Source organism: Nioella nitratireducens (assembly GCF_001879715.1).
GTDB lineage: Bacteria > Pseudomonadota > Alphaproteobacteria > Rhodobacterales > Rhodobacteraceae > Nioella > Nioella nitratireducens.
The window spans coordinates 125,012-146,794 of the sequence record NZ_MNBW01000012.1 but is presented as its reverse complement, the minus strand read 5'-3'; the positions used below and the strand labels follow the sequence as shown (position 1 = coordinate 146,794).

The 21,783-nt window shown below is 65.3% G+C and carries 15 protein-coding genes; 7 read left to right on the top strand and 8 right to left on the bottom strand.

All coding sequences use genetic code 11. The features are described from left to right. Positions 1 to 78 precede the first annotated feature (78 nt). From BKY27_RS13635 to BKY27_RS13615, 5 genes are all read right to left on the bottom strand, one after another. On the bottom strand, positions 79 to 1,437 hold the full coding sequence (locus BKY27_RS13635) for a Wzz/FepE/Etk N-terminal domain-containing protein (RefSeq protein ID WP_158514984.1): 1,359 nt from the start codon (positions 1,435 to 1,437) through the stop codon (positions 79 to 81). A 134-nt stretch (positions 1,438 to 1,571) separates the two neighbouring features. Continuing rightward, positions 1,572 to 2,291, bottom strand: a complete 720-nt coding sequence (locus BKY27_RS13630; protein WP_071675043.1) for a 4'-phosphopantetheinyl transferase family protein — start codon at positions 2,289 to 2,291, stop codon at positions 1,572 to 1,574. Between the two features lie 5 nt (positions 2,292 to 2,296). Continuing rightward, the gene (locus tag BKY27_RS13625) at positions 2,297 to 6,868 is read right to left on the bottom strand and encodes a MupA/Atu3671 family FMN-dependent luciferase-like monooxygenase (RefSeq protein WP_071675042.1); all 4,572 of its coding nucleotides are present in this window, start codon (positions 6,866 to 6,868) and stop codon (positions 2,297 to 2,299) included. A 3-nt stretch (positions 6,869 to 6,871) separates the two neighbouring features. After that, positions 6,872 to 7,870, bottom strand: coding sequence for a glycosyltransferase family 2 protein (locus BKY27_RS13620; protein ID WP_071675041.1), 999 nt, complete (start codon positions 7,868 to 7,870; stop codon positions 6,872 to 6,874). After that, positions 7,857 to 14,231 (bottom strand): type I polyketide synthase, encoded by a 6,375-nt coding sequence (locus BKY27_RS13615; RefSeq protein ID WP_071675040.1) that lies wholly within the window; start codon positions 14,229 to 14,231, stop codon positions 7,857 to 7,859. The genes BKY27_RS13620 and BKY27_RS13615 overlap by 14 nt, the downstream gene beginning before the upstream one ends. Before the next feature lie 211 nt (positions 14,232 to 14,442). Here BKY27_RS13615 and BKY27_RS13610 point away from each other — a divergent pair, with 211 nt between their 5' ends. From BKY27_RS13610 to BKY27_RS13580, 7 genes are all read left to right on the top strand, one after another. After that, complete coding sequence (locus tag BKY27_RS13610) at positions 14,443 to 14,934, top strand: SspB family protein (protein ID WP_071675039.1); 492 nt, start codon at positions 14,443 to 14,445, stop codon at positions 14,932 to 14,934. Between the two features lie 92 nt (positions 14,935 to 15,026). Next, the gene (locus BKY27_RS13605) at positions 15,027 to 15,587 is read left to right on the top strand and encodes a class I SAM-dependent methyltransferase (protein ID WP_071675038.1); all 561 of its coding nucleotides are present in this window, start codon (positions 15,027 to 15,029) and stop codon (positions 15,585 to 15,587) included. Between the two features lie 55 nt (positions 15,588 to 15,642). Next, positions 15,643 to 16,338, top strand: a complete 696-nt coding sequence (locus BKY27_RS13600; protein WP_071675037.1) for an SDR family NAD(P)-dependent oxidoreductase — start codon at positions 15,643 to 15,645, stop codon at positions 16,336 to 16,338. Between the two features lie 133 nt (positions 16,339 to 16,471). Beyond that, entirely contained in the window at positions 16,472 to 17,866 is a 1,395-nt protein-coding gene (gene fumC / locus BKY27_RS13595; RefSeq protein WP_071675036.1) for a class II fumarate hydratase, read from the top strand. Position 17,867: 1 nt separating this feature from the next. Then, complete coding sequence (locus tag BKY27_RS13590) at positions 17,868 to 18,053, top strand: DUF4169 family protein (RefSeq protein WP_071675035.1); 186 nt, start codon at positions 17,868 to 17,870, stop codon at positions 18,051 to 18,053. Between the two features lie 60 nt (positions 18,054 to 18,113). Further along, positions 18,114 to 19,115, top strand: coding sequence for a Hint domain-containing protein (locus BKY27_RS13585; protein ID WP_071675034.1), 1,002 nt, complete (start codon positions 18,114 to 18,116; stop codon positions 19,113 to 19,115). Between the two features lie 7 nt (positions 19,116 to 19,122). Then, complete coding sequence (locus tag BKY27_RS13580; RefSeq protein WP_071675033.1) at positions 19,123 to 19,344, top strand: ribbon-helix-helix domain-containing protein; 222 nt, start codon at positions 19,123 to 19,125, stop codon at positions 19,342 to 19,344. 18 nt (positions 19,345 to 19,362) lie between these two features. Here BKY27_RS13580 and BKY27_RS13575 read toward each other — a convergent pair whose 3' ends face one another. The 3 genes from BKY27_RS13575 to hfq form a co-directional block, all read right to left on the bottom strand. Further along, complete coding sequence (locus tag BKY27_RS13575; protein WP_071675032.1) at positions 19,363 to 20,091, bottom strand: class I SAM-dependent methyltransferase; 729 nt, start codon at positions 20,089 to 20,091, stop codon at positions 19,363 to 19,365. 117 nt (positions 20,092 to 20,208) lie between these two features. Then, positions 20,209 to 21,489 (bottom strand): GTPase HflX, encoded by a 1,281-nt coding sequence (gene hflX / locus BKY27_RS13570; RefSeq protein ID WP_071675031.1) that lies wholly within the window; start codon positions 21,487 to 21,489, stop codon positions 20,209 to 20,211. Beyond that, positions 21,486 to 21,719: an RNA chaperone Hfq gene (hfq, locus tag BKY27_RS13565; RefSeq protein WP_025312876.1), complete on the bottom strand. Its 234-nt coding sequence runs from the start codon at positions 21,717 to 21,719 to the stop codon at positions 21,486 to 21,488. Before hfq ends, hflX begins: the two co-directional genes overlap by 4 nt. Between the last annotated feature and the right edge of the window lie 64 nt (positions 21,720 to 21,783).

The following is a 21,783-nucleotide window of genomic DNA, read 5'->3' as shown; positions in this document are numbered from 1 at the left end:
CCTCCGAACAGTGTTGAAGCTTGGTAACTCCAACCAACTCGGTCAGGATCGAATGGACAACCTGTTGAAAGCTCACATCTAGCTGCGCGCCGCGACTGGCCGGTCGAGCCGCTCGAACGGGTCGCGCGCCGGGTCTTGTGCGCGATCGCGGAACCATCCCCGGACCACCACGACAGAGCCCAACACCAGGGCCAGCAGCGCCGCGACCCACGAGATGCGTTTGCGGCGGACCTGCCCCGAAGTGGTGAGATTGGGAATGCTGATCACGGGGCGCACGCCCAGTTCACGCTCCATCTGCAACGGGCTGCGCAGGCGGCCATCGAGGATTTCCAACCCAAGCGCCGCTGCGAGTGCGAGGATGACGGTCAGAACCCCACCCGCCACCGCCATTTTCTTGCGGCTGGCGGAAACCGGGTATTCCGACGGGATGGCGGTTTCCAGCACCTCGAAACGCTCGGCCTGATTGCGGCTGTCGAGCAACTGGTTCATCGCGGCCTGCGCGCGCCGTTCGGTGACGACAGTCAATTCGCCCTGCAACTGTTCCAACTGGCGGTCATAGACGCCGGTCTGACGCTCAACCTCGGGCGCGGCGGCGAGCGTGTCGTTGATTTCGGCAATCGACTCGGTCACCAACGCCAGCCGTTGCGCCAGCAATTCCTGCTGGCGTTGCCGGGACTCGGCCAAGAGGCGCCCGCTATCGCTTTCGAGCTGGATCACCTGTTCCTCAAGGGTCATGCGGCTTTCTTCCAGCCGCGACAGTTGCGTGCGCTGCGAGGAAATCGCGTCGGGCAGCGCATCGGCGTTGTCCTGACGGAACTGGGCATATTCGCGTTCCAACGCCTCGATCCGGGCGGTCAGACGGTCTTCCTCGGTGACGAGGAAGTCGAGCGTTCGTTCGGTCCGGCCCGACGTGCGCTGCTGCGCTTCTTCCAGCACCCTGTCGAGAAAGCGGTTGGCCACGGCGGCGGCGACATCGGGGTCGCCAAGCCGCACCGTGATCGCTAGCCCCGAGGGCTGAACATCGGCGCGCCAGATATTTTGCGGGTCGATCAACGGGTCGATGCTGACCGCCCGACGCACCAGCGCCACACGCTCGGTCAGCGACGGGATGGCCGGGAACAGGTTGAAATCGTCAAGCACCGAGGTGACGTGATCGCGCGACATGAGTTGCTGTTCAATCAGCTCCAACTCGCTGGTCGGGTTTATCGTGCTGGCGGGGGTGCCGCTTTGGGTGCTGGTCAGACGCTCGACGACCTGCGCGGATTCGATCTGCACCACCGCCGTCGCTTCGTACACGCGCGGCTGGCTGAGCGCGTAGAACACCGACACCGGCAGGCCCACCACCAGAATCAGCAAAACGATCCAGGACCGGCGCAGCAGGATGCGGGGAATATCGCGGACACTCGAAATCGGACCCATCGGGGGCAGTCCTTTCAACTTCATCGCCGCAAACGTTCCGCCTGCGGGCGTCAAAACTCGCGGCCCGGAAACCGGGCCAAATCATGGCAGTCGCCCCCGCGCTGCCTTGGTTCCGCCTCAATCTAGGCAAAATCAGGGCAAATTTCCACGCGTCAGCTTGCGATTGCGTGGAAACAATCCATTTCCGCATCGGCATCGACCGCGGGGGCCGTGCCCACTGGCAGGCCGATCAACGTGCAGATCAAGCCATCGCGAAAGGCCAACTGCCCTTGCAGACGCGCGCCAGAGGGCAGCGGGCCATAGGCGCGGGTCAGGGTCGCGGTGTAGCGGCCACGGGCCGGATCGGGCCGGATCTGCATGGCGTCAAAGCCCACGACCTGACGCGTGCGGGGGTAAATCGCCTTGTAGGTTGCCTCTTTGGCGGCGAAAATCATACGGGCCAGCACCGCTTGCAGGTCATCCGCCTGCCCCGAAAGCCACGCCCGCTCTGCCGGCAGCAGAATCTCGTCCCAGAGATCCGCCGCAAGCGGGGCCAATGGTTCGACGTCGATCCCGAGGCCCGCCATCGCCTGACGCCGCGCGGCGACGGCCAGACAGCGCCCGTCATGATGGGTGATCGACCCGATCACACCCGAGGGCCAGATCGGGGCGCGGTCCGGGCCCATCGGGATGGCAAAGGGCACAAGGCCGATGGCGCGCAGGGCCTGACGCGCGGCGGCACGGCCCGCGGCAAACTCGGCCTGCCGGGCCGGTGTGGCGCGGGTCATGGCCGGGGCCTCGCCGGGCCAGAAGCCATGGCCATCGCTGGCCAGTGCCTCGCCAAAGCCTATCCGGGCGCCGCGCCAGGTGTGGTCTACCAGTTCCTTGAACATGCGCTTTATCCCCGTCCCGTCCGGGCCGCACGCATCTGGCGGCGGCGCGACATGGCCTCGGCCCGATCACCGGCCCGATCACCGGCGCGCGTTTCCGGGGCCGCAGAGGGGGGCGTTTCGGGCGCGGGCGTCTCGCCGCCGGTCAGCCGATCGACCTCGGCCGCCAAGCCGGACAGCACCGGGAAGCGGAAGATATCCGTGATCGACAGGCGATCGGCCCCAAGCGCGGCCCGGATCTCACGATGGGCCTGCACCGCCAGCAGGGAATGCCCGCCGAGATCAAAGAAATGATCCTGCGGACCGATGCCCTCGACCCCAAGGATTTTCGTCCAGATCGCGGCGATCTTGCCAGCCGTTCCGGCCTGCGGCGTGATCGGGGTGACATTGGCGCTCGTGGCGCGGGCCTTGGGGGCGGGCAGCGCCTTGCGGTCGATCTTCTTGTTGGGTGTGAGGGGAAAGGCCTCCATGCGCACGACATGGGCGGGCACCATATGCGCGGGCAGCTCAGCGGCCAGATGGTCGCGGATCCTGGCAGGGTCTACCGGCGCGGCCTCGATATAGTAGGCCACGAGCTGCACGTTGCCGGGGGTGTCCTCTCGCGGGATGACGACCGACTGGCGCACGCCGTGGAGGGTGTCGATCCGGCTTTCGATCTCGCCCAGTTCGATGCGATAGCCACGCAGCTTGATCTGGTGGTCGGCGCGACCAAGGAACTCGAGCCCGCCATCGGCCCGCCAACGCACGAGGTCGCCGGTGCGGTAGAGGCGGTTTCCGGGTCTGAACGGATCGGGCAGAAACCGTTCGGTCGTCAGGTCGGGCCGCTGCCAGTACCCGCGCGCGACGCCTTCGCCACCGATATACAGCTCGCCCGGAACGCCGGTGGGCACCGGCTGCATCGCATCGTCCAGAACATAGACCTGCGTATTGGCAAGCGGCGTTCCGATGCCGGCGATCGCCTCGCCCACCGTGGCGGTGGCTGTGGTGGACCAGATCGTCGTTTCCGTGGGCCCATACATGTTTTCGATATGGGCGCCGGTGGCGGCCTGAAGCTCCGCCACCAGCGAACCGGGCAGCGCTTCGCCCCCGATCATCAGGTTGTTCACACGTTTCAGCGCCATCCGCGCCTCGTCATTGCCGACCAGCATCCGCGCCATGGAGGGCGTGCATTGCATATGGGTGACACCGTGACGGACGATCTGCGCGGCGATGGAATAGTCATCCTCGGCCAGCGCATCGCCCGCATTGGCGCGCTTCAAAACCTCGGCAATCGGGCGCAGACCGTCCAGCACCTTTTGACGCTCGATCCCGTAGTCGATCAGGCAGGCGATTTCATCGACGCCGATCCGCTTGAGCTGTTCGACCCGATCCAGCGCGTCTTCGACCGTGCCGAAAAGGCCGGAGTCGTTGAAATAGCGCTCAAACGCGAAATCGAGAATTGCCTCCAACTCGTCTTCCGACAGCACGCCGAGGTCGAGCTGCATCGGGTTCGACACGCCCTTGGGTTTCTTGAAAGCCGGGAAGGCCCATGCGAATTGCTTGATCAGCCCCGCCGCCGACCGCAGGTAATCCTTCATCGGTCCCCGCGCGACCTCGCGGGCTTCCTCTCGGTCCTTGGCGAGGTAGGAGTGCAGCATCAGCGTAACGGTGTGGTTCGCCGGGTCGCGGCCCGCAGCGCGCAGCGCCTGATGGTAGAGCTTGATCTTGTCGCCCACCTCGTCAATCGACTGCCCCAGAAGGTGCGTCAGGACGTTGGCGCCGATCTCTCCGGCTTCGCGCCACGTATCGGGGTTGCCCGCCGTGGTGACCCAGATCGCCAGTTCCTCCGAGACCGGGCGCGGCTGGGTCAGGACGGGGTGCATGGTGCCGTCGGCCATGGGAAACGCGACCTCTTCGCCGCGCCAAAGCGCGCGCAGGGTCTCGATGGCCTTGAACATGGCGGGTTTGTTTTCGGGCGGTGTGTTCTCGGGGCGCAGCACGAAATCATGGGGTTGCCAACCGCTGGCAATACCAAGCGCCGCGCGCCCGTTCGTCAGGTTGTCGATCACCGCCCATTCTTCGGCGATGCGGGCCGGGTGGTGCAGCGGTGCGACGCAAGACCCCGCCCGCACAGACAGGTTGCGGGTCACGGCAGCGACGGCGGCGCCGGTGACAGAGGGGTTCGGATACGGGCCGCCAAAGGCGTGGAAATGGCGTTCGGGCGTCCAGACTGCGCAGAACCCGTTCTGGTCGGCAAATGTCGCACCGTCCAGCAGCATGGTGTATTTGTCGCGCCCAACACCATCGTCGTTGCCCCAGTAGAAGAGGCTGAATTCCATGCCCCGGCCGGTCTGGCCGATGCGGCCATTGCTGACCAGCGTGCGGTTTTCATCGCCCGAGATCACCACGGTAAAGCCGCGCGCGAGGGTCCAGAACAGTTCCAACACCGAGATGTCGAAACTGAGGCTCGTGACCGCAAGCCAGACGCCGCCGCCCTCATGGTCGATCCGCGCGTCCATGCCGGTAAAGAAATTCGAGACATTGCGATGCTCGATCATCACGCCCTTGGGCCGACCTGTAGAGCCGGAGGTGTAGATCAGGTAGGCCAAATCATCCGAGGTCACGCCACTGTCGGGTGTGGAATTTGGGGCGGAGGCAATGCGGGGATCGGCGTCGATTTCCAGCACCTGTGCCCTGTGGGGCGGCAGATGGGCCGTCAAGGCGGCCTCGGTCAGGATCGCCTTCGCACCGCTGTCCTCGACGTAAAGCGCGATGCGGTCGGAGGGATAATCCGGGTCGAGCGGCACATAGGCCCCGCCCGCCTTGTGGATCGCCATCGCGCCCACCAGCAGGTCGGCGGACCGGCGGATGTGCAGGCCCACCAGATCGCCCCGGCCCACGCCCATTTGCGCCAGCACCTGCGCGACGCGATTGGCGCAAGTGTTGAGGTCGGCATAGGTCAGCCTTTCGCCTTCGAAGATCAGCGCGGTGGCGTCAGGGGTCCGGGCCACCTGAGCCTCGAACATCTGGTGAATGCAGGTGTCACGGTCATAGGTGGTTTCCGTGGCATTCCATTCGACCAGCAGGCGCTGGCGTTCCGCGTCCGGCAGGATCGAGAGGTCAGCGACCGGCGTGGCCGGGTCCGCCTGAAGCACATGCGACAGCCGCGCGGCGAAAAGTTGCAAGCCCTCGGGGCAGACGCGGGCGGGGTCGGCCATAAGCTGCGTGCCGTCTTCCGACAGGGTCAGGGCCGCGCCGGGAACGGGATGCGCCCCGATGGCGAAATCGGGGGTGCCGAGCCCTGAAAGACCGGGAATGCGCGCGGGCAGATCGGCAGCGAAGGGGCCTTTTGCGCGGGCCTCTTCCAGCGTCGAGGCAAAACGGGCTTCGGCCTCGGCCAATGTGCCCTCGGGGGTCATGGCGACCGGCACCCATGGGCACAAAACCGGGCTGACAGCGCCAAACCCATAGGCAAGGTCCACCGCCACGCCCTCGCCCTTGCGCAGCACAAGGCAGGCGAACCGGGCGAGAATCTGCACGGGGTCCATCCCGGCGGGCGCATCGACGGGACAGGCGGCCCGACCAGTGCCCGCGCCGGGATGGAATGCGAATGTGGCGGGGGTGACATCGGCCAGCCGCTTGCGCCAGAACGGTTCGGACGGGGCGGCCTTGGCGATCGCATCCGTCAGCGCCTCGGGATCGTCAAGCGACGGCAGCACCAGCCCCGCCGTCAGGTGATCGGCAAGGATCACCAGCGCCCCATCGAGCGCGCGAACCTTGCCAAGCGTCACCGCCCCGTCGGCCGTAGCGATGGTCGCGGTGCCACCCGTGACCTCCAGAACCTCGCCCGGGGTGCCGGCGGCCTTGGCCATGGTGGCGCCGCCGATCAGTAGATATTCCGTACCGGTGGCGAGCTTTGGGCAAGCCATCGGGTTCGGATAATCGCCGTGATCCAGAGCGTGAACAAGACGAATGATCTCATTGCTTTTGTGCGAAAAATCTATCACCGCTGCCGCCTCTGGCCGGGCGGAGCGGGCGAAATAACTGCGCTGCGACTGATCCTGCGGTGTGCCCTGATCCTGCCCTGCGGCCAACGCGTCGATCACGGTGCCGAAGCTTTCCAGCCCGGCGGCGAAACACTTTGTGTTGAGCGTCAGCGCGGTTTCATCCGGCGCGATGTCGATCATCTTCTGCGCAAGGATATTGCCCGCGTCGATGCCGCCGCCGATCCGGTGCCATGTGACGCCATGGCTGGTCTCGCCGTTCAACAGCGCCCAGACCGGAGCGTTCAGCCCGGCATAGGCGGGCAGCGGACCGTCGTGGAAGTTCACCGCGCCGTTGCGGGCCAGCGCCACTACGTCATCGGGAAGAATATCAAGGTTGGCAATGGACAGGATGTAATCGAATTCAAAGGTTTGAAGGCGGTCCTTCAGGTCAGCACCCGTCTCGATCAGCGGCAGCCCTTCCGCCTTGGTCCACGCGCGCAATTCCGGACAACGCGACACGACCGCCGCGATCGGCTGTCCCGCCGCCGCCAACATCCGCGCGCAATTGAGCGCGAGCGTGTCGTGACCGATGATAAGCGAGGAGAATTGGGACATGGGTTACACTCCATTCATGCGCGGGGCCGGGGCGGCCTCGGCTTTGGCCCGAACCGGGGCCTTGCGGAACTGGTGAGAGATGAGATTGCGCAGGAACCCCGGAGGATCGGCCGGTTTGCGCCCCGTCAGGGCACAGCGCAGCCGGTGCAGCAGGCCGCCTGCCAGATGCGCGGCGGTGGCGGCAACAGCATAGGACCGCCCGTGGGATTTCTCGAAGTAATACCGGCGCGAGTCGAACCAGTAGCCCGGAACGGCGCGCCAGGTCTTCATGCCGGTTGAGGCAGACCCGATATGGGTAACAGAACTTTCCCGCACAAAATCCGTTGGATAGCCTGCAACCTTCGCGCGAAGACAAAGGTCGGTCTCCTCGAAGTAGAGAAAGAAGGTCTCATCGAAGAGGCCGATTTCTTCGAGCACGCTCTGCCGCATCATCAGGCTCGCGCCAGCCAGCCAGTCGACGCGCGTGGTATGGTCGGGGATCGGCACCGGCACCGCCTGATTGCGCAGCCATCGGCTGACCGGGCCAAGCCGGACCGCGCCCTCGAATTCGCTGGCGATGGTGGGAAAGCGGAAGGTGGTCAGGTGCGGCTCGTCATCCGGCCCGTGAATGTAGCTGCCCGCAAAACCGGTTTCGGGATGCGCTTGCAGATGGTCCAGCAACGTCCGGATCGCGCCGGGATCGGGAAAGGCGTCAGAGTTCAGGATATAGACATAATCGGGGCGGCTGCCATCCGACAGGCCCGCGCGCAGCCCGACATTGTTGCCCGCGCCAAAGCCGCCATTCCGCCCAGACTGGAGCACGCGACAGCGCGGCCAGCCCCGTTCGGCGACCACGCGGCGCATCTGCTCGAACGAGCCGTCCTGAGAATTGTTGTCGACAAGGATCAGTTCGCCCGCGATCCCCTCCATTTCGCGCAGGGCGGTTTGCGCCGCGCGCAGGGTCATGTCGGCGGTGCGCCAGTTGAGGATGACGGTCAGCAGCTTGGGATCATTCGGCGGCATGACTGCCCTCCCACGCTTGCGCGACCTGCCGGGCGCGGTCGGCACTCTCGATCACGCGGGCCATGCGGGCACCCAGGACGCGGACATTCGGCTCCAGCACCATCGAATCGTGGTCGCCGGGCACCTCGATCACCTCGATCGCGGGGGCGTAGGGCGTCCAGTCATTGTCCGGCGTCACGTAGGCGCGTTCCGAGTTGATCAGCCGTCCGTCGGCCACCTGCCACTTGCCCACCAGCGGCGGACGGAACAGTGTCATCGGCCCGTCCCACGGGCGCAGGGCGTAGTTGGCGACCGCCTCAAGGAAGGCCGCTTCGATGGCCGCATTGTGGAATTGCGGCGTCTCGCCGGTCTCATCCGTCTTGCCGCGCCGCTTGGCGATTTCCCAGCGGAGGCGCCGGGCCAGCCAGCGTGCCGGATAGGCGAGCCCACCGGATTTGAGCTCCTGCATCTGGATGGCCAGACGATCCGCGCGGCCAAGCGGGCGGCGTTGCGGCAATGGCGTGTCCAGCAGGATAAGCCCGCGCACCTCTTCGCCCGCCGCCCGCAGCTGTTGCGCGATTTCATAGGCGGTGATCCCACCGCCGGAGAAGCCGCCAAGCAGATAGGGCCCCTCGGGCTGAATCGCCCGGATCTCGGCAAGGTAATCGCGTGCCGCTTCGGGGATGGCGCGGTGCGGGGCGGCGTCTCCGAACAGGCCACGCGCCTGAAGGCCGTAGACGGGGCGGTCATGGCCCAGAAGATGCGCCAGATGGCGCAGGTTCAGCACGTTGCCGAACATGCCCGCGACGAGGAAGAAGGGCGTTTTTGCCCCCCCCTCGCCCTGATGCATCGGCACCAGATGGGTAAAGCGGCGCGCCGGTTCTGCTTGCGCGGGGGCGTCGGGGGCCCTGTCCCCCCGGTCGCCGATCAGCGCCGCGATCTTGCGGATCGTGGGTGCCTCGAACAGAACCGAGATGGGGAACTCCACCGACCATGTCTTCTTGATCATGGAAAAGAGGCGCACGGCGATCAGGGAATGCCCGCCAAGGTCAAAGAAACTGTCTTGCGCCCCGACCTGGCTGACGCCCAGCAACTCGCGCCAGAACCCTGCGAGGGTTTCCTCGACCGCGCCCTCTGGCGTCACGAAATCACTGTCAAGGTCGGGCCGCGCAAAGCCCGCCTCGGGCGCGGCGTCGGCCTTGTCCTGGCCGGCCTGCGCGATCAGCGACGGCAGGTCGAGCGAGGAAATCACCACCTGCGGCAGGGGGCTGGCCAGCGCGCGCAAGAACGCCTCGGCGCCTTCTTCGGGGCGGATGCCCTGTGCGATGTTGTGGCGCAACCGGTCTTCGGTCGGGGACAGCGGGCGCGGACCGGTCTGTTCCGGTGGTGCGACCGGCGCGGCGCCAAAGGCGATGTCGCCCGCTAGGCGGCGGATGGTAAAGCCCGAGATCTCGACACAAACCGTGCCATCGGGGGCGGCGAGTGTGATGTCGAAACTCGCGGTCTGATCCCCGGCCCGGTTCGACCCGGCATTACGGACATAGGATAGGATCTGAGCGGGCAGCGCACGATGGACCTTCACCGATGCGTAGCTGACCGGCACCCACAGCACGTCGTTGCGATAGCCCTCGATCAACGCCATCGCCCATCCGGTGGCCAGATCGACCAGCCCAGGCGGCAGCGCATAACCCGGCGCGGGCGTGTCGAGCGACAGCCGGGCCAGCCCTTCGCCCTGCCCTGTGCGCGTTTCGCGCAGGACGCGCCAATTTGGGCCGAAGCGCAAATGCGCCTCTTGCGGCGAGGTCAGGCTGCGGCCCGGCGCGGCGATCTCTGGCGGCCCCATGCGGGCCTCAAGCGCCGGGATGTCCAGCGCCGCGGGGGCCTCCATCGGCATCAGCCGGATCTCGGCCTCGGCGTTCAGCGTCCATCCCGCGCCCTCAGGTGCGCTTTCGACGCGCAGGCCATAGCCCTGATCACTGCGCGGCAGGGTCAGGCGCAGGCGCGTGGTCTGGCTATCCCCGCTGCGCAGGGGGCTCAGGAACCACAGGTCGCTTATCTCGAAGGGCCGATCTTCCCCCTGCCCTTGCAGCGCCTCGGCCACCAGTTCCAGATACCCGGTGCCGGGCAACAATGCGTCGCCCGCTTTGGTGCGGTGCTGGTCCAGCACCCACCGGTCCTGCGGGGTCCAGTCCGCAAGGAAGTGGCGGTTGCCGTCGGCGTCGAACCCGGCCTGGTCGAGCAGCGGCAGATCGACCGCCACCGGCGCGGGCGGCTCGGCTTGCCTTGCGCGCATGGCCTCGGCGGCCATGCCCACATCGGACCAGATGCCCCAGTCGATGGCCAGAACGCGGGTCTTGCCCCCGGCGCGCGCCTTGGCCACGGCGTTGAGGTAGTCGTTGGCCGCGACATAATCCACCTGCCCTGCCGGGGCGGTGGCGGTTGAGCTGGAGGAAAACAGCACCATCCAGTCGAGCGAGCCATCGGGGAAAAGCTGATCGAGCACCTGCGTGCCGTGAACCTTTGGAGTGAACACGTCCTCGATGCTGGCCGGTGACTTGGCAAGGATCGGCGCGTCGTCGATCACGCCCGCGCCTTGGATAACGCCGGTGATCGGGCCGAAGGCGCGCTCGGCCTCGGCAATCGCGGCACGCATATCCTCGACATTGGACACATCGGCGGCAAGCGGCAGAACCTCTCCACCCGCCGCCTCCAGCCGCTGAACGGCGCGGATACGGGCGGCGGTGCGGTCGGTCGGAACAGCGTTCTTCAGCAGCGTCTGCCACCGGTCGCGTGGCGGCAGGCCCGAGCGGGACACCAGGACGATGCGCGCCTTGTGTCGGCGGATCAGCGTCTCGGCGACCGAGGTGCCTATTCCGCCATAGCCGCCCGTCAGCAGCACTGTCGCGCCTTCGCGGATGTCCAGCGCATCAGCCGTCGGCAGATCGGTCTGGCGCCAGCCCTGTTCATAGCGTTTGCCTGCGCGGGTCGCCGCCACCCGATTGGCGGGGGTGGACAGGAGTTCTTCCAACGCGGCCGCCTCATCCGGGCGGTCCATATCCAGCGTGGCGACTGACAGGGCCGGAAATTCGCGCGGAATCACCCGGACCGGCCCCATGACAGTGGATTTCTCAGGCTGAGACAGCTTTTCGTCCCGCACCTTTGCGGCCCCGTTGGTAAAGACGTCGATATGAAGCGGCCCGGTGCCCTCATCGGCCCAAGCCTGCGCGAGGTAGAAGAGCGACCAGAAGCCCTGCTCCTGCATCCGGTGGAAAAAACTCGATCCGGGCCGATGATGCTCGCCCTCGGTCAACAGCCACAGATGCGCGACCCGGGTCGGCAGGCGATCCTCGGCCGCAAGTGCCCGCAGCAATTGGTCATACCCTTCCCGGCCCCGTTCCGGCGCGAGCCTGTAATCCTCGCCTTCACGGGCAAAGGCATCGCCCGGACGCACCAGTGTGACAGTCTGGCCCGCTTGCAGCAGGCGGCTGGCGATGCGGTCGGCCAGCCCGGTTTCATCGGCGAAGAGCAGCCATGTCTCTTGCTCCGCGTCCGACAGGTCGCCCGCCACGTCCACTTCGCACGGGGCGTAGGTGGGTCGCCAGACCGGTTTCCACGCCCATTTTTCACGATCTTCTTCGCGCATCAGCCAGTCGGTGCTGGCCTCTGCCTGCGGGTCGGCGCGGTCGATGAAATAGGGCACGCGCTGGAAGGCATAGGTTGGCAGGACAACGCGGTTGCGCGTGGCCTCACCCCAATACTGGCCCCAGTCAAAGCTGCCGCCGACCGCCCAGATCCGGCCAAGCGTGGCAAGGAAATAGGCGTCGTCGGGTGTCGGGTCGTCGGGGTGGCGCAGGGTATTGATCGTCTGGTTGGGGTCGATGGCCGGGTGCTGCCCCGCGAGAGATGTCAGCGCCTTGCCCGGCCCGACCTCAAGATACACGCGGGTCGGCGTTTCGGCGAGCGTCGCCAGCCCGTCGGCAAACCGCACCGCGCCACGCAGGTGGCGCACCCAGTAGTCGGGGTCGGTCGCCTCGTCTGCCGTCAGGAAGCGGCCCGTGCGGTTCGAGATCACCGGGATCTGTGGCGGGTGCAGGTCGATAGAGCGCAGGAAAGCGCCAAAACGGTCGAGGATCGGGTCGAGCAGCCGGGAATGGGCGGCGATGTCGATGGCAATGCGCTGGCAATGGATATCTTCGGCGGTCAGCCGATCGGCCAGCCGATCCAAGGCCGCGTTCGCACCAGAGGCCACGCACATTTCGGGGCCGTTCACCACGGCCAAATCGAGATCGCCGCCGAGATAGGGCGTCAGCGCCTCGGGCGAAAGCGCAACGGTCAACATGCCACCCTTTTCCACGGAATCCATCAAGGTGCCGCGCAGGTGCACAAGACCGATGCAATCCTCGAAGCTCATCACTCCCGCCAGACAGGCGGCGGTGTTTTCGCCCATGGAATGACCGATCAACGCCTTGGGCAGCACGCCCCAACTGATCCAGAGCTGTGCCAGCGCGTATTCCACGATCATGATCAGCGGCAGTTGGACCGAGGGGGTCGTAAGCCGCGCGGCCGCCGCCGTTTCCTGCCCCGGTTCGGGCAGCCAAAGGGCGCGAATGTCGAAATCCAGCTTGGGTTCCAGAAGGGCGAGGCCCTGATCCATCCAGTCGGCGAAGACCGGCTCTGTCTCATAGAGGTCGCGGCCCATGTTCACGTATTGCGCCCCACCGCCAGGGAACATGAAAGTGACGTCAGGGTTGTCGGACACAACGGTATGGGTAAAGACCCGGCGCGGATCGTTCTCGCGCAGGGCTGCGGCCGCGTCCGCTGGGGTTTCGGCCACCAGCACGCGGCGGCGATCAAAGCCGTGACGCCCCTCTTTCAGGGTCCATGCCACATCGGCAAGATCCATGTCGGCCAGATCGTCGTGGGCCAGATCGTCTTGGCCATGGGTCTCCAGATGCGCGGCAAGGGCCGCGGCATTGCCTTCCAGCGCCGACTTGCCCTTGGCCGACAGGCAAAGCAATTGAAACGGCCAGTCCGATTGTTCAGAGGCCGCGCGCTTGGGCGCTTCCTCCAGCACCACATGGGCGTTGGTGCCGCCCACGCCGAGCGAATTCACCCCGGCCCGCGCCGGGTGGTCGGTGTGCGGCCAATCCGTAAGCCGGTCATTCACCCGGAAGGGCGAGCCGTCGAAGCCGATGGCAGGGTTGGGTTTCTCGAACCCCAGAGAGGGCGGGATTTGCCGGTTGTGCAGGGCCAGCGATGCCTTGATCAGGCTTGCCACGCCTGCCGCAGTGTCGAGATGGCCGATATTGGTCTTGACCGAACCGATGCGGCAGAAGCCGTCGGCATCGGTCGTGCGACGGAAGGCGTCGGTCAGGGCCGCCACCTCGATCGGGTCGCCCAGCCAGGTGCCGGTGCCGTGACATTCGACGTAGTCGATGGTGCCCGCATTCACGCCGGCAAGCGCCTGCGCCTCGGCAATCGCGTCTGCCTGCCCGCCGACCGACGGGGCAAGATAGCCTGCCTTATCCGCGCCATCATTGTTGACCGCAGAGCCCTTGATTATGGCCCAAATATGATCGCCGTCAGCCCAGGCATCGGCGGCGCGGCGCAGCACGACGCAGCCCGCCCCCGAGCCGAAGACCGTGCCCTGTGCCCGGTGGTCGAAAGCGTGGCAATGGCCATCGGGCGAGAGGATTTCACCCTCTTTGAACAGATACCCGCGCCCATGCGGCATCTCGATCGTCGCGCCCCCCGCAAGGGCCATGTCGCATTCCCCCAACAGCAGCGCCTGACAGGCGTAGTGCGTGGCGACGAGCGATGTGGAACAAGCCGTTTGCAGGTTGATCGAAGGACCGCGCAGGTCAAAGACATGGCTTGCCCGCGTGGCCATGAAATCCTTGTCATTGCCGGTATGGCGCAACAGGAACATGCCGGTCTGGTCCACCAGATCCCGGTTCGAGCAGACGTTGAAATAAAAATAGCTGCCCATGCCACACCCGGCATAAACGCCGATATTTCCCCGCGTTTGCGAGGGCACATGCCCGGATTGCTCCATCGCCTCCCATGCGCATTCGAGGAACTGGCGATGCTGCGGGTCCATGATCGCGGCCTCTTTCGGGGAGAGCCCGAAGAATTCCGCGTCGAAGCGCTCGAACCCGTCAAGAACGGCGGCGGCGGGCACGTAATCGGGGCGGTCGACCAGGTGTGGGGCTTCGCCTGCGGCCAGTAATTCCGCGCGCGTCAGGGTTCGGATCGACTCCACCCCGTCGCGCAGATTGCGCCAATAGGCCTCAACGCCATCCGCACCGGGAAGGTGCGCCGCCATCCCGACGATGGCGATGTCGTTTTCCCCGATTCCGGGGGGGAGGTCTGCTCGGGTCATGCGCGGTCCGGTCCGATCTTGTTCTTGCTCGATTGCCCCGGAGACTGGCCTTTCATCTTGGTGATTTTAGGGCGAAGGCACGGATGCGATGTGGAAAATCCGACCGCGTTTCAGGGCTGTCCGGGGAATATGACGCAGTGCGGCGGGCAGCACCTTTCCTTCGCCTCCGAATCTTCTATGGTGGGCGGGACTGCAAAGGGGATGCTGTTGAATGAGTGACGAAACCAGCGACACGATAGCCTATGGACGCTTGATGCACCGCGCCATGCGGGGGCTGATCCAGACCGTGCTGAGCGACGTGTCCGAGCGCGGATTGCCGGGCGAACATCACTTTTTCATCACCTTCGACACCACCCACGACGATGTGGACATCGCCGACTGGCTGCGCGACCGCTACCCCGAAGAAATGACCATCGTCATCCAGAACTGGTTCGATGATCTGCGCGTGGATGATGACGGCTTTTGGGTGACGCTGAATTTTGGCGACAGCCCCGAGCCGCTGCGCGTCCCCTATGATGCGATCCTGACCTTCGTGGACCCATCGGTGGAATTCGGTCTGCGGTTCGAAAGCCATGGCGACGAAGACCCCGAAGACGAGCCGCCGACCGGGCAGGACGCGGATGAGGGTGACGACAGCGACGATGGTGCCGACGGCAACGATGCCGAGGTCGTGCGTCTCGATGCGTTCCGCAAGAACCACTGACCGGCGCGTAATCCTTTTGTGACAACGCGGATTCCGCCTTGCCATGCGCCCGCGCGCGTGGCTTTTGAACACAGGATTTTGGCGGAGGCATCATGGCCAGCGATATCGGTCTTTTCCTTGGACAACTGCTGACGAAACCGCACCAGGTGGTGGCGCTGGCACCCTCGTCTCGGGCCTTGTCGGCGGAAATGGCGGCCACACTCGACCCTGCCGGCGGCCCGGTGATCGAGCTTGGCGCAGGCACGGGCCGGATCACGCAAGCGATCCTCGACCGGGGCATTCCGGCCGAAAAGGTGCATTCGATCGAGATGAACCCGATCTTCTGCGACAAGCTGCGCGCCGATTTTCCGGGCCTCAACGTCTACCAGATGTCGGCGGGCGATGTCGGCGATCTGGAGGTCGAGGGCGCGCAGGCGGTGGTTTCCGGCCTGCCGCTGCTGTCGATGCCCTATGAGCTGCAAAACGCGATCCTGACCGGCACGTTCAAGCAGGTCGGCACGGCGGGCACCTATATCCAGTTCACCTATGGCCCCAAGCCCCCGGTCAAGACCGAGATCCGCGAGGCCATGGGCCTGACATGGACCACCAGCCGCAAGATCTGGGGCAATCTGCCGCCCGCTCGGGTCTATCGGTTCTCCTGCCCCGGTTCCTGACACCGTTGCGGTTCCCGGCCACCCCTCCTAGGCTGCAACCAAAGGGAGGACGGGGATGAACAAGGTGGCCCTCATCACCGGCGGCGCGCGCGGGATCGGCAAGGCCATTGCCGAAGGGTTCGCATATGATCATCATGTCGCGTTCACATGGCTCAGCACCACACCGCAAACGATGCCGTCCGACATGTTGGCGCTTCAGGCGGATCTGACCCGACCGGACGCGGCGCAGGCCGTCATTGACGCTGTGATCGCGCGCTTCGGTCGGCTTGACGTGATCGTCAACAATGCCGGTCTAGTGGCGTCCTCACCGCCGGATCAGGTCGATCCCGACGCGCTTCAGGCCCAACTCGCCGTGAACCTGCTTGCGCCCGGCGCGCTGCTGGCGGCGGCCCTGCCCCATCTGCAGGAGGGCGCGGCGATCGTGAACATCTCGTCGGTGAATGCCGTTCTGCCCCCCAAGGGCGCGGCGTTGTACGGGGCCAGCAAGGCCGGGCTCAACCTCTGGACCAAGGCCATGGCAAAGGAACTCGGACCGCGCGGCATTCGTGTGAATGCCGTCGCCCCCGGCGCGGTGAACATCCCCGAGGAGCCGCGCCCCGATGACCTGACCGCGCTCTTCCTCGCCGAAACCGCACTGGGGCGACTTGCCCGGCCCCAGGACATCGCCGAGGCCGTGCGCTTCCTTGCCAGCGATGCCGCCGGGGCGATCACCGGCGAGGTGCTGACCGTGTCGGGAGGGTACCGGCTGTAGAGCGTGCCTGTCGGTCGCCGCGCCGCCCGCCCTGACTGCGTCTGTTTGCGCCAACAATGACACGGGGGAATTGCCCCCGTGTCGCATGGCCCTTATAGCCTGTCGCAACGAGATCAGTAGGAGATCACACCAGATGACCGCGACCCGCACCGAGACCGACAGCTTCGGCCCGCTCGAAGTTCCCGCCGACAAGTACTGGGGCGCGCAGACGCAGCGCTCGCTGATGAACTTCCCCATCGGGTGGGAAAAACAGCCGGTCGCCATCGTGCGCGCCCTTGGGGTCATCAAGAAAGCCTGCGCCATGGCCAACAAGCAGTCCGGCGCGCTTGGCGAAACCATCGCCGACGCTGTCATTCAGGCCGCAGGCGAGGTGATCGACGGCAAGTTCGATGACAATTTCCCGCTGGTGGTGTGGCAAACCGGCTCGGGCACGCAATCGAACATGAACGCGAACGAGGTGATCGCCAACCGCGCCATCGAAATCCTCGGCGGCACCATCGGCACCAAGGACCCGGTGCACCCGAACGATCACTGCAACATGGGCCAGTCGTCGAACGACACCTTCCCGACCGCGATGCATATCGCCACCGCGATGAGCGTGCGCGACGTCCTGCTGCCGGGGCTGGAAAAGCTGCTGGTCGGGCTGGACACCAAGTCCGAAGAGTTCAAGGACATCATCAAGATCGGCCGCACCCATACGCAGGATGCAACGCCGCTGACCCTGGGCCAGGAATTTTCCGGCTACGCCCACCAGATCCGTCAGGGCATCGAGCGGGTGAAAGCGGCGCTGCCCGGCATCTACGAGTTGGCGCAGGGTGGCACCGCCGTGGGCACCGGCCTGAACACCAAGCCCGGCTGGGGCGAGACCGTCGCCGCCAACATGGCCGAGATCACCGGCCTGCCCTTTGTCACCGCGCCCAACAAGTTCGAGGCGCTGGCCGCACATGACGCCATGGTGTTCCTGTCGGGCGCCTTGGCCACGGTCGCGGGCAGTTGTTACAAGATTGCCAACGATATCCGTTTCCTCGGCTCCGGCCCCCGCTCGGGCCTGGGCGAGTTGATCCTGCCGGAAAATGAACCCGGCAGCTCGATCATGCCGGGCAAGGTGAACCCCACGCAGGCCGAGGCGCTGACGCAAGTCGCCGCCCACGTCATGGGCAACGACGCGGCGATCAAGTTCGCAGGCAGCCAGGGCCATTTTGAGCTGAACGTCTACAACCCGATGATGAGCTACAACCTGCTGCAATCCATCCAGCTTCTGGGCGACGCCGCCGACAGCTTTACCGAGCGGATGCTGAACGGCATTCAGGCCAACGAGCCGCGCATCGAAAAACTGATGCAAGAGTCGCTCATGCTGGTGACGGCGCTGGCGCCCACCATCGGCTATGACAACGCCACCAAGGTCGCCAAGACCGCGCACAAGAATGGCACCACGCTGAAGGAAGAGGCCATTGCGCTTGGCTTCGTCGATGCGGAAACCTTCGAGGCGGTCGTGCGCCCCGAAAACATGATCGGCCCCAAGGCCTGACATGTCCGAGCCGGTCAACCTGAACCGGTTTCGAAAAGCCAAGGCGCGGGCCGAGAAAAAGGCCCGCGCCGAGGAAAACGTGGCCAAGCATGGCCGCAGCAAAGCCGAAAGGGCGCTGGATCGTGCCCGCGCCGACAAGGCGGACAAGGGACTGGGCGGTCATCGCCGCGAAGATCCCGATGCGTAAACCGGATCGAAAGATTTTGCCCCCACCCTGCCCGCACCCAAGCGGGAGACGGGGGACAGCATGTCGAAACACCACCATTCCAAAAGCGACGCGGATCACGCGGACACAACCGAACACGCGGTCAAGGTCTATGCATGGCAGGGCTTCACCAGCTATGCCAATGCGCAAGAGGCGGTGATCACCGACGATGACGACACGCTCGACTGGGCCGGGCGGGACAGCGACGGTTCGGAAACCCTGACGGTCGGCGGCGACACCCATGATGTCCAATGGTCTGGAACCATCGAAACCACATTCGAGGACAGCGATGGCACCGAGCATTCCGAAGAGGTGATCTACAGCTACACCTCGGACGGCTATTACATGATCCCGATGGCGGGATCGGCCTTTGACGAGGGCAGCACCGTCACCGGCTTTGCAGGCGGCTGGCACGACACCGATGGCATCCCCTATGACGAGGTGATCTGTTACACCCCCGATTGCCGGATCGAAACCGCGCGCGGCCCGGTGGCGGCAGGGCGGCTGCGGCCCGGCGACCGCGTGCAGACTGCCGACAATGGCTGGCAGCCGCTGGTATGGGTCGGAAAAAGCACCGTTCCCGGCCTTGCCCGGATCGCTGGTAACCTGCACCCGATCCGCATCCGCCGCGACGCCTTTGGCCCCGGCTGCCCGGCGCGGGATATGCTGGTCTCGCCACAACACCGCATCTGTTTTCCCGGCGACGGTCTGCATGTGCCCGAGGCCGAGGTTTTCGCCACCGCCAAGGCCCTGATCGACGGCAGCCGGGTGGCGCAGGACAAGGGCCTGCGCGAGATCACCTATGTTCACCTGCTTTGTGATCGGCACGAGGTGCTCTTTTCCGACGGGCTGGCAACCGAGAGCTTTCAACCCGCCCCCCGTATCCTGCGCACCATGGCCCCATCCCTTCGCAGATCGCTCGCCCCCCACGTGCGGGACAAGATGCAACGCGCCGCCCGGCCCACCCTGAAACCGTTCGAAGCGGTGCTACTACGCGACACACCCGCGATGGGGCTATCGCGCGGTCTGTCCCCCGTGGCATGATCAGGCCATGTCAGCCCGCCCCATCAAACGCTCGCTCACCCTGCACGGACACCGCACCTCCGTCTCGCTGGAAGATCCGTTCTGGCAAGAGTTTCGGCGTCTGGCCACCGCGCGCGGCCTGTCCGTCAACGACCTCGCCGCCGAGGTCGATGCAGCGCGCGGCCTGGAAAGCGGACTGGCTTCGGCCATTCGCGTGTTCGTCTTGCGTGAGGTGAAAGCACGGCGATAGTGGCGACCAAGCCGCCCCCTAGCGGCCATCCTTGCCGGAAAACACCGAACTGCGATTGCGAATCTCCAACGCCTTGCGCGACCCGCTCACCTCGCCATTGCGGATGAACAGGGAAACGGGCGGCTCGGGATCGGCGGATTTTTCACACACCACGATACTGTCGTAGAACCGGACGCCACAAAGGACGCGCGCCATCTGGTCGAAGGGAAACAGGCCATCCTGATCCGTGTACCAGGAATGCATCTTGTCCACCAACCGCTTGGCGAACTCGATAAAGCTGGCCTCGTTGCGATAGCCCCCCCCGAAACCGGGCCAATAGGACGTGTGGCAATCCTCGACCAGATAGACCCCACGTTTGTCTAGATGCGGCCACAGGCCGTTGAACGACGCGATCTGGTGGGCACAGACATGACTTCCATCGTCGAGAATGACGTCAAAGGGGCCATATTTTTCCACAAGGGACGCCAGAAAGGCCGGGTCGGCCTGATTGCCGATCTCCACATGCGTGCCGGGAATTTCATGTGCTTTGCACTCGGGGTCTATATCGACGAACACAAGGGTCGAGCCGTCGGCAAAAAATTCTTTCCACATCGGCAAGGAGCCGCCCCGAAATACGCCGATTTCCAGAAATGTCACCGGCTCTCGCCGAAACCGGGTCAGCTCGCGTTCATAGACCTCGAAATAATGGGCCCATTTGGTCAGCCCCTTGTCCCCGGTTCGGGGGATGAAATCGGCAAAGAACCCCATGCACTCTCTCTTTCTGGCGCGGTCTCGCACAGGGCGGATGCGCCCCGTCATGTCGGTCAGGTCATCCTACGAAAGACAGCGGCGAAAGACGAGCGACTTGACGTCATGGGCCGGACGTCAGGACACCGCCTGAAACGCCTTTTTCTGACGCGCGGTCCAGTTCACCACCAGATGCACGCCATCCTCGCGCTGCTCTTCACCTTCGACCACCCCTTGTTCATAGAGCCATGCCCGCGCGCGCCCCGCTGAAAAGGGCAGGTCCAGTTCCGCGCGAAACCGCGGCGGCGACAGCCACTCGGACACGGCGACCAAAAGCGGGTCTATGCCCTGCCCGGTCCACGCCGAGATCGCAAAAACATCGTCGCGCCGCGCCGCCGCCACCTGCACCTCGGACCTGCGCGCGTCCTCCAGCAGGTCGATCTTGTTCCACACCTCGATCATCGGCGTCTCGCCGTCGACACCCAGATCGGCGAGGATCGCGGCCACATCTTCGGCCTGTTCCTCGCTTTCGGGGTGGGCCACGTCGCGGACATGCACGATCAGATCGGCGTCCAGCACCTCTTCCAGTGTCGCGCGGAAGGCCGCGACCAGTTGCGTCGGCAGGTCCGAGATGAACCCCACGGTATCGGACAGGATCACCTCGGTTCCATCGGGCAGGCCGACGGCGCGCATTGTCGGGTCGAGCGTGGCAAAGAGCATGTCCTTGGCCATCACCTCGGCCCCTGTCAAGCGGTTGAACAGGGTGGATTTTCCGGCGTTGGTATAGCCCACCAGCGCGACCACCGGGTAAGGCACCTTCTTGCGCGCGGCGCGGTGCAGGGCGCGGGTTTTCACCACCTTGGCCAGCTGCCGCCGGATCCGCGTCACCGCCTCGTCAATGGCGCGGCGGTCGGCCTCGATCTGGGTTTCGCCGGGGCCACCGACAAAGCCAAGCCCGCCGCGTTGCCGTTCAAGGTGGGTCCATGCGCGGACCAGCCGCGTGCGCTGATAGGACAGCGCGGCCAGTTCCACCTGCAACACGCCCTCGCGCGTGCGGGCGCGATCGGCGAAAATCTCAAGGATCAGGCCGGTCCGGTCGAGCAGCTTGACCCCCCATTCCTTTTCAAGGTTGCGCTGCTGCACCGGCGTGACGGGGCCGTCGATCAGGACAAGATCGGCCTCGGCAGCTTCGATGCGGGCCTTGATCTCGGCGATCTTGCCGGACCCGAACAGCAGGCCGGGATGGGCGCGCGGCAGGCGCACGATTTCGGCCCCCTCGACATCCAGATCGGGGAGGGCGGCAGCAAGTGCCACGGCTTCTTCCAATGCAGGGCCAGCGGCGCGCCGATCCCGCTCTGACTGGATGTCAGGATGCAGGACGATGGCGCGGGTGGGGCCAGCTAATCCGGTGTCGCTCACTCTTCCCCGTCGTAGAGGTTGATGGGCTGTGCCGGCATCACGGTGGAAATGGCGTGCTTGTAGACCAATTGCGATTGCCCGTCGCGGCGCAGGAGCACACAGAAATTATCAAACCAGGTAATCACGCCCTGTAGCTTGACGCCGTTGATCAGAAAGATCGTCACCGGAACCTTGGTTTTTCGCACGTGATTGAGGAACGCATCCTGCAAATTCTGCTTATTTTCGGCCATCGGGACCCTTGCCTTATTTTTTGTTGCCGTCCCTTGTCTCGGAACGCGAGGAAAACCTGACTCT

What these genes read in the sequence shown, in the direction of transcription:
- BKY27_RS13630 (WP_071675043.1), bottom strand. Translation starts at nt 2,291, where the DNA reads ATGTTCAAGGAACTGGTAGACCACACCTGGCGCGGCGCCCGGATAGGC.
- BKY27_RS13625 (WP_071675042.1), bottom strand. Translation starts at nt 6,868, where the DNA reads ATGTCCCAATTCTCCTCGCTTATCATCGGTCACGACACGCTCGCGCTC.
- BKY27_RS13620 (WP_071675041.1), bottom strand. Translation starts at nt 7,870, where the DNA reads ATGCCGCCGAATGATCCCAAGCTGCTGACCGTCATCCTCAACTGGCGC.
- BKY27_RS13615 (WP_071675040.1), bottom strand. Translation starts at nt 14,231, where the DNA reads ATGACCCGAGCAGACCTCCCCCCCGGAATCGGGGAAAACGACATCGCC.
- BKY27_RS13610 (WP_071675039.1), top strand. Translation starts at nt 14,443, where the DNA reads ATGAGTGACGAAACCAGCGACACGATAGCCTATGGACGCTTGATGCAC.
- BKY27_RS13605 (WP_071675038.1), top strand. Translation starts at nt 15,027, where the DNA reads ATGGCCAGCGATATCGGTCTTTTCCTTGGACAACTGCTGACGAAACCG.
- BKY27_RS13600 (WP_071675037.1), top strand. Translation starts at nt 15,643, where the DNA reads ATGAACAAGGTGGCCCTCATCACCGGCGGCGCGCGCGGGATCGGCAAG.
- fumC (WP_071675036.1), top strand. Translation starts at nt 16,472, where the DNA reads ATGACCGCGACCCGCACCGAGACCGACAGCTTCGGCCCGCTCGAAGTT.
- BKY27_RS13590 (WP_071675035.1), top strand. Translation starts at nt 17,868, where the DNA reads ATGTCCGAGCCGGTCAACCTGAACCGGTTTCGAAAAGCCAAGGCGCGG.
- BKY27_RS13585 (WP_071675034.1), top strand. Translation starts at nt 18,114, where the DNA reads ATGTCGAAACACCACCATTCCAAAAGCGACGCGGATCACGCGGACACA.
- BKY27_RS13580 (WP_071675033.1), top strand. Translation starts at nt 19,123, where the DNA reads ATGTCAGCCCGCCCCATCAAACGCTCGCTCACCCTGCACGGACACCGC.
- BKY27_RS13575 (WP_071675032.1), bottom strand. Translation starts at nt 20,091, where the DNA reads ATGGGGTTCTTTGCCGATTTCATCCCCCGAACCGGGGACAAGGGGCTG.
- hfq (WP_025312876.1), bottom strand. Translation starts at nt 21,719, where the DNA reads ATGGCCGAAAATAAGCAGAATTTGCAGGATGCGTTCCTCAATCACGTG.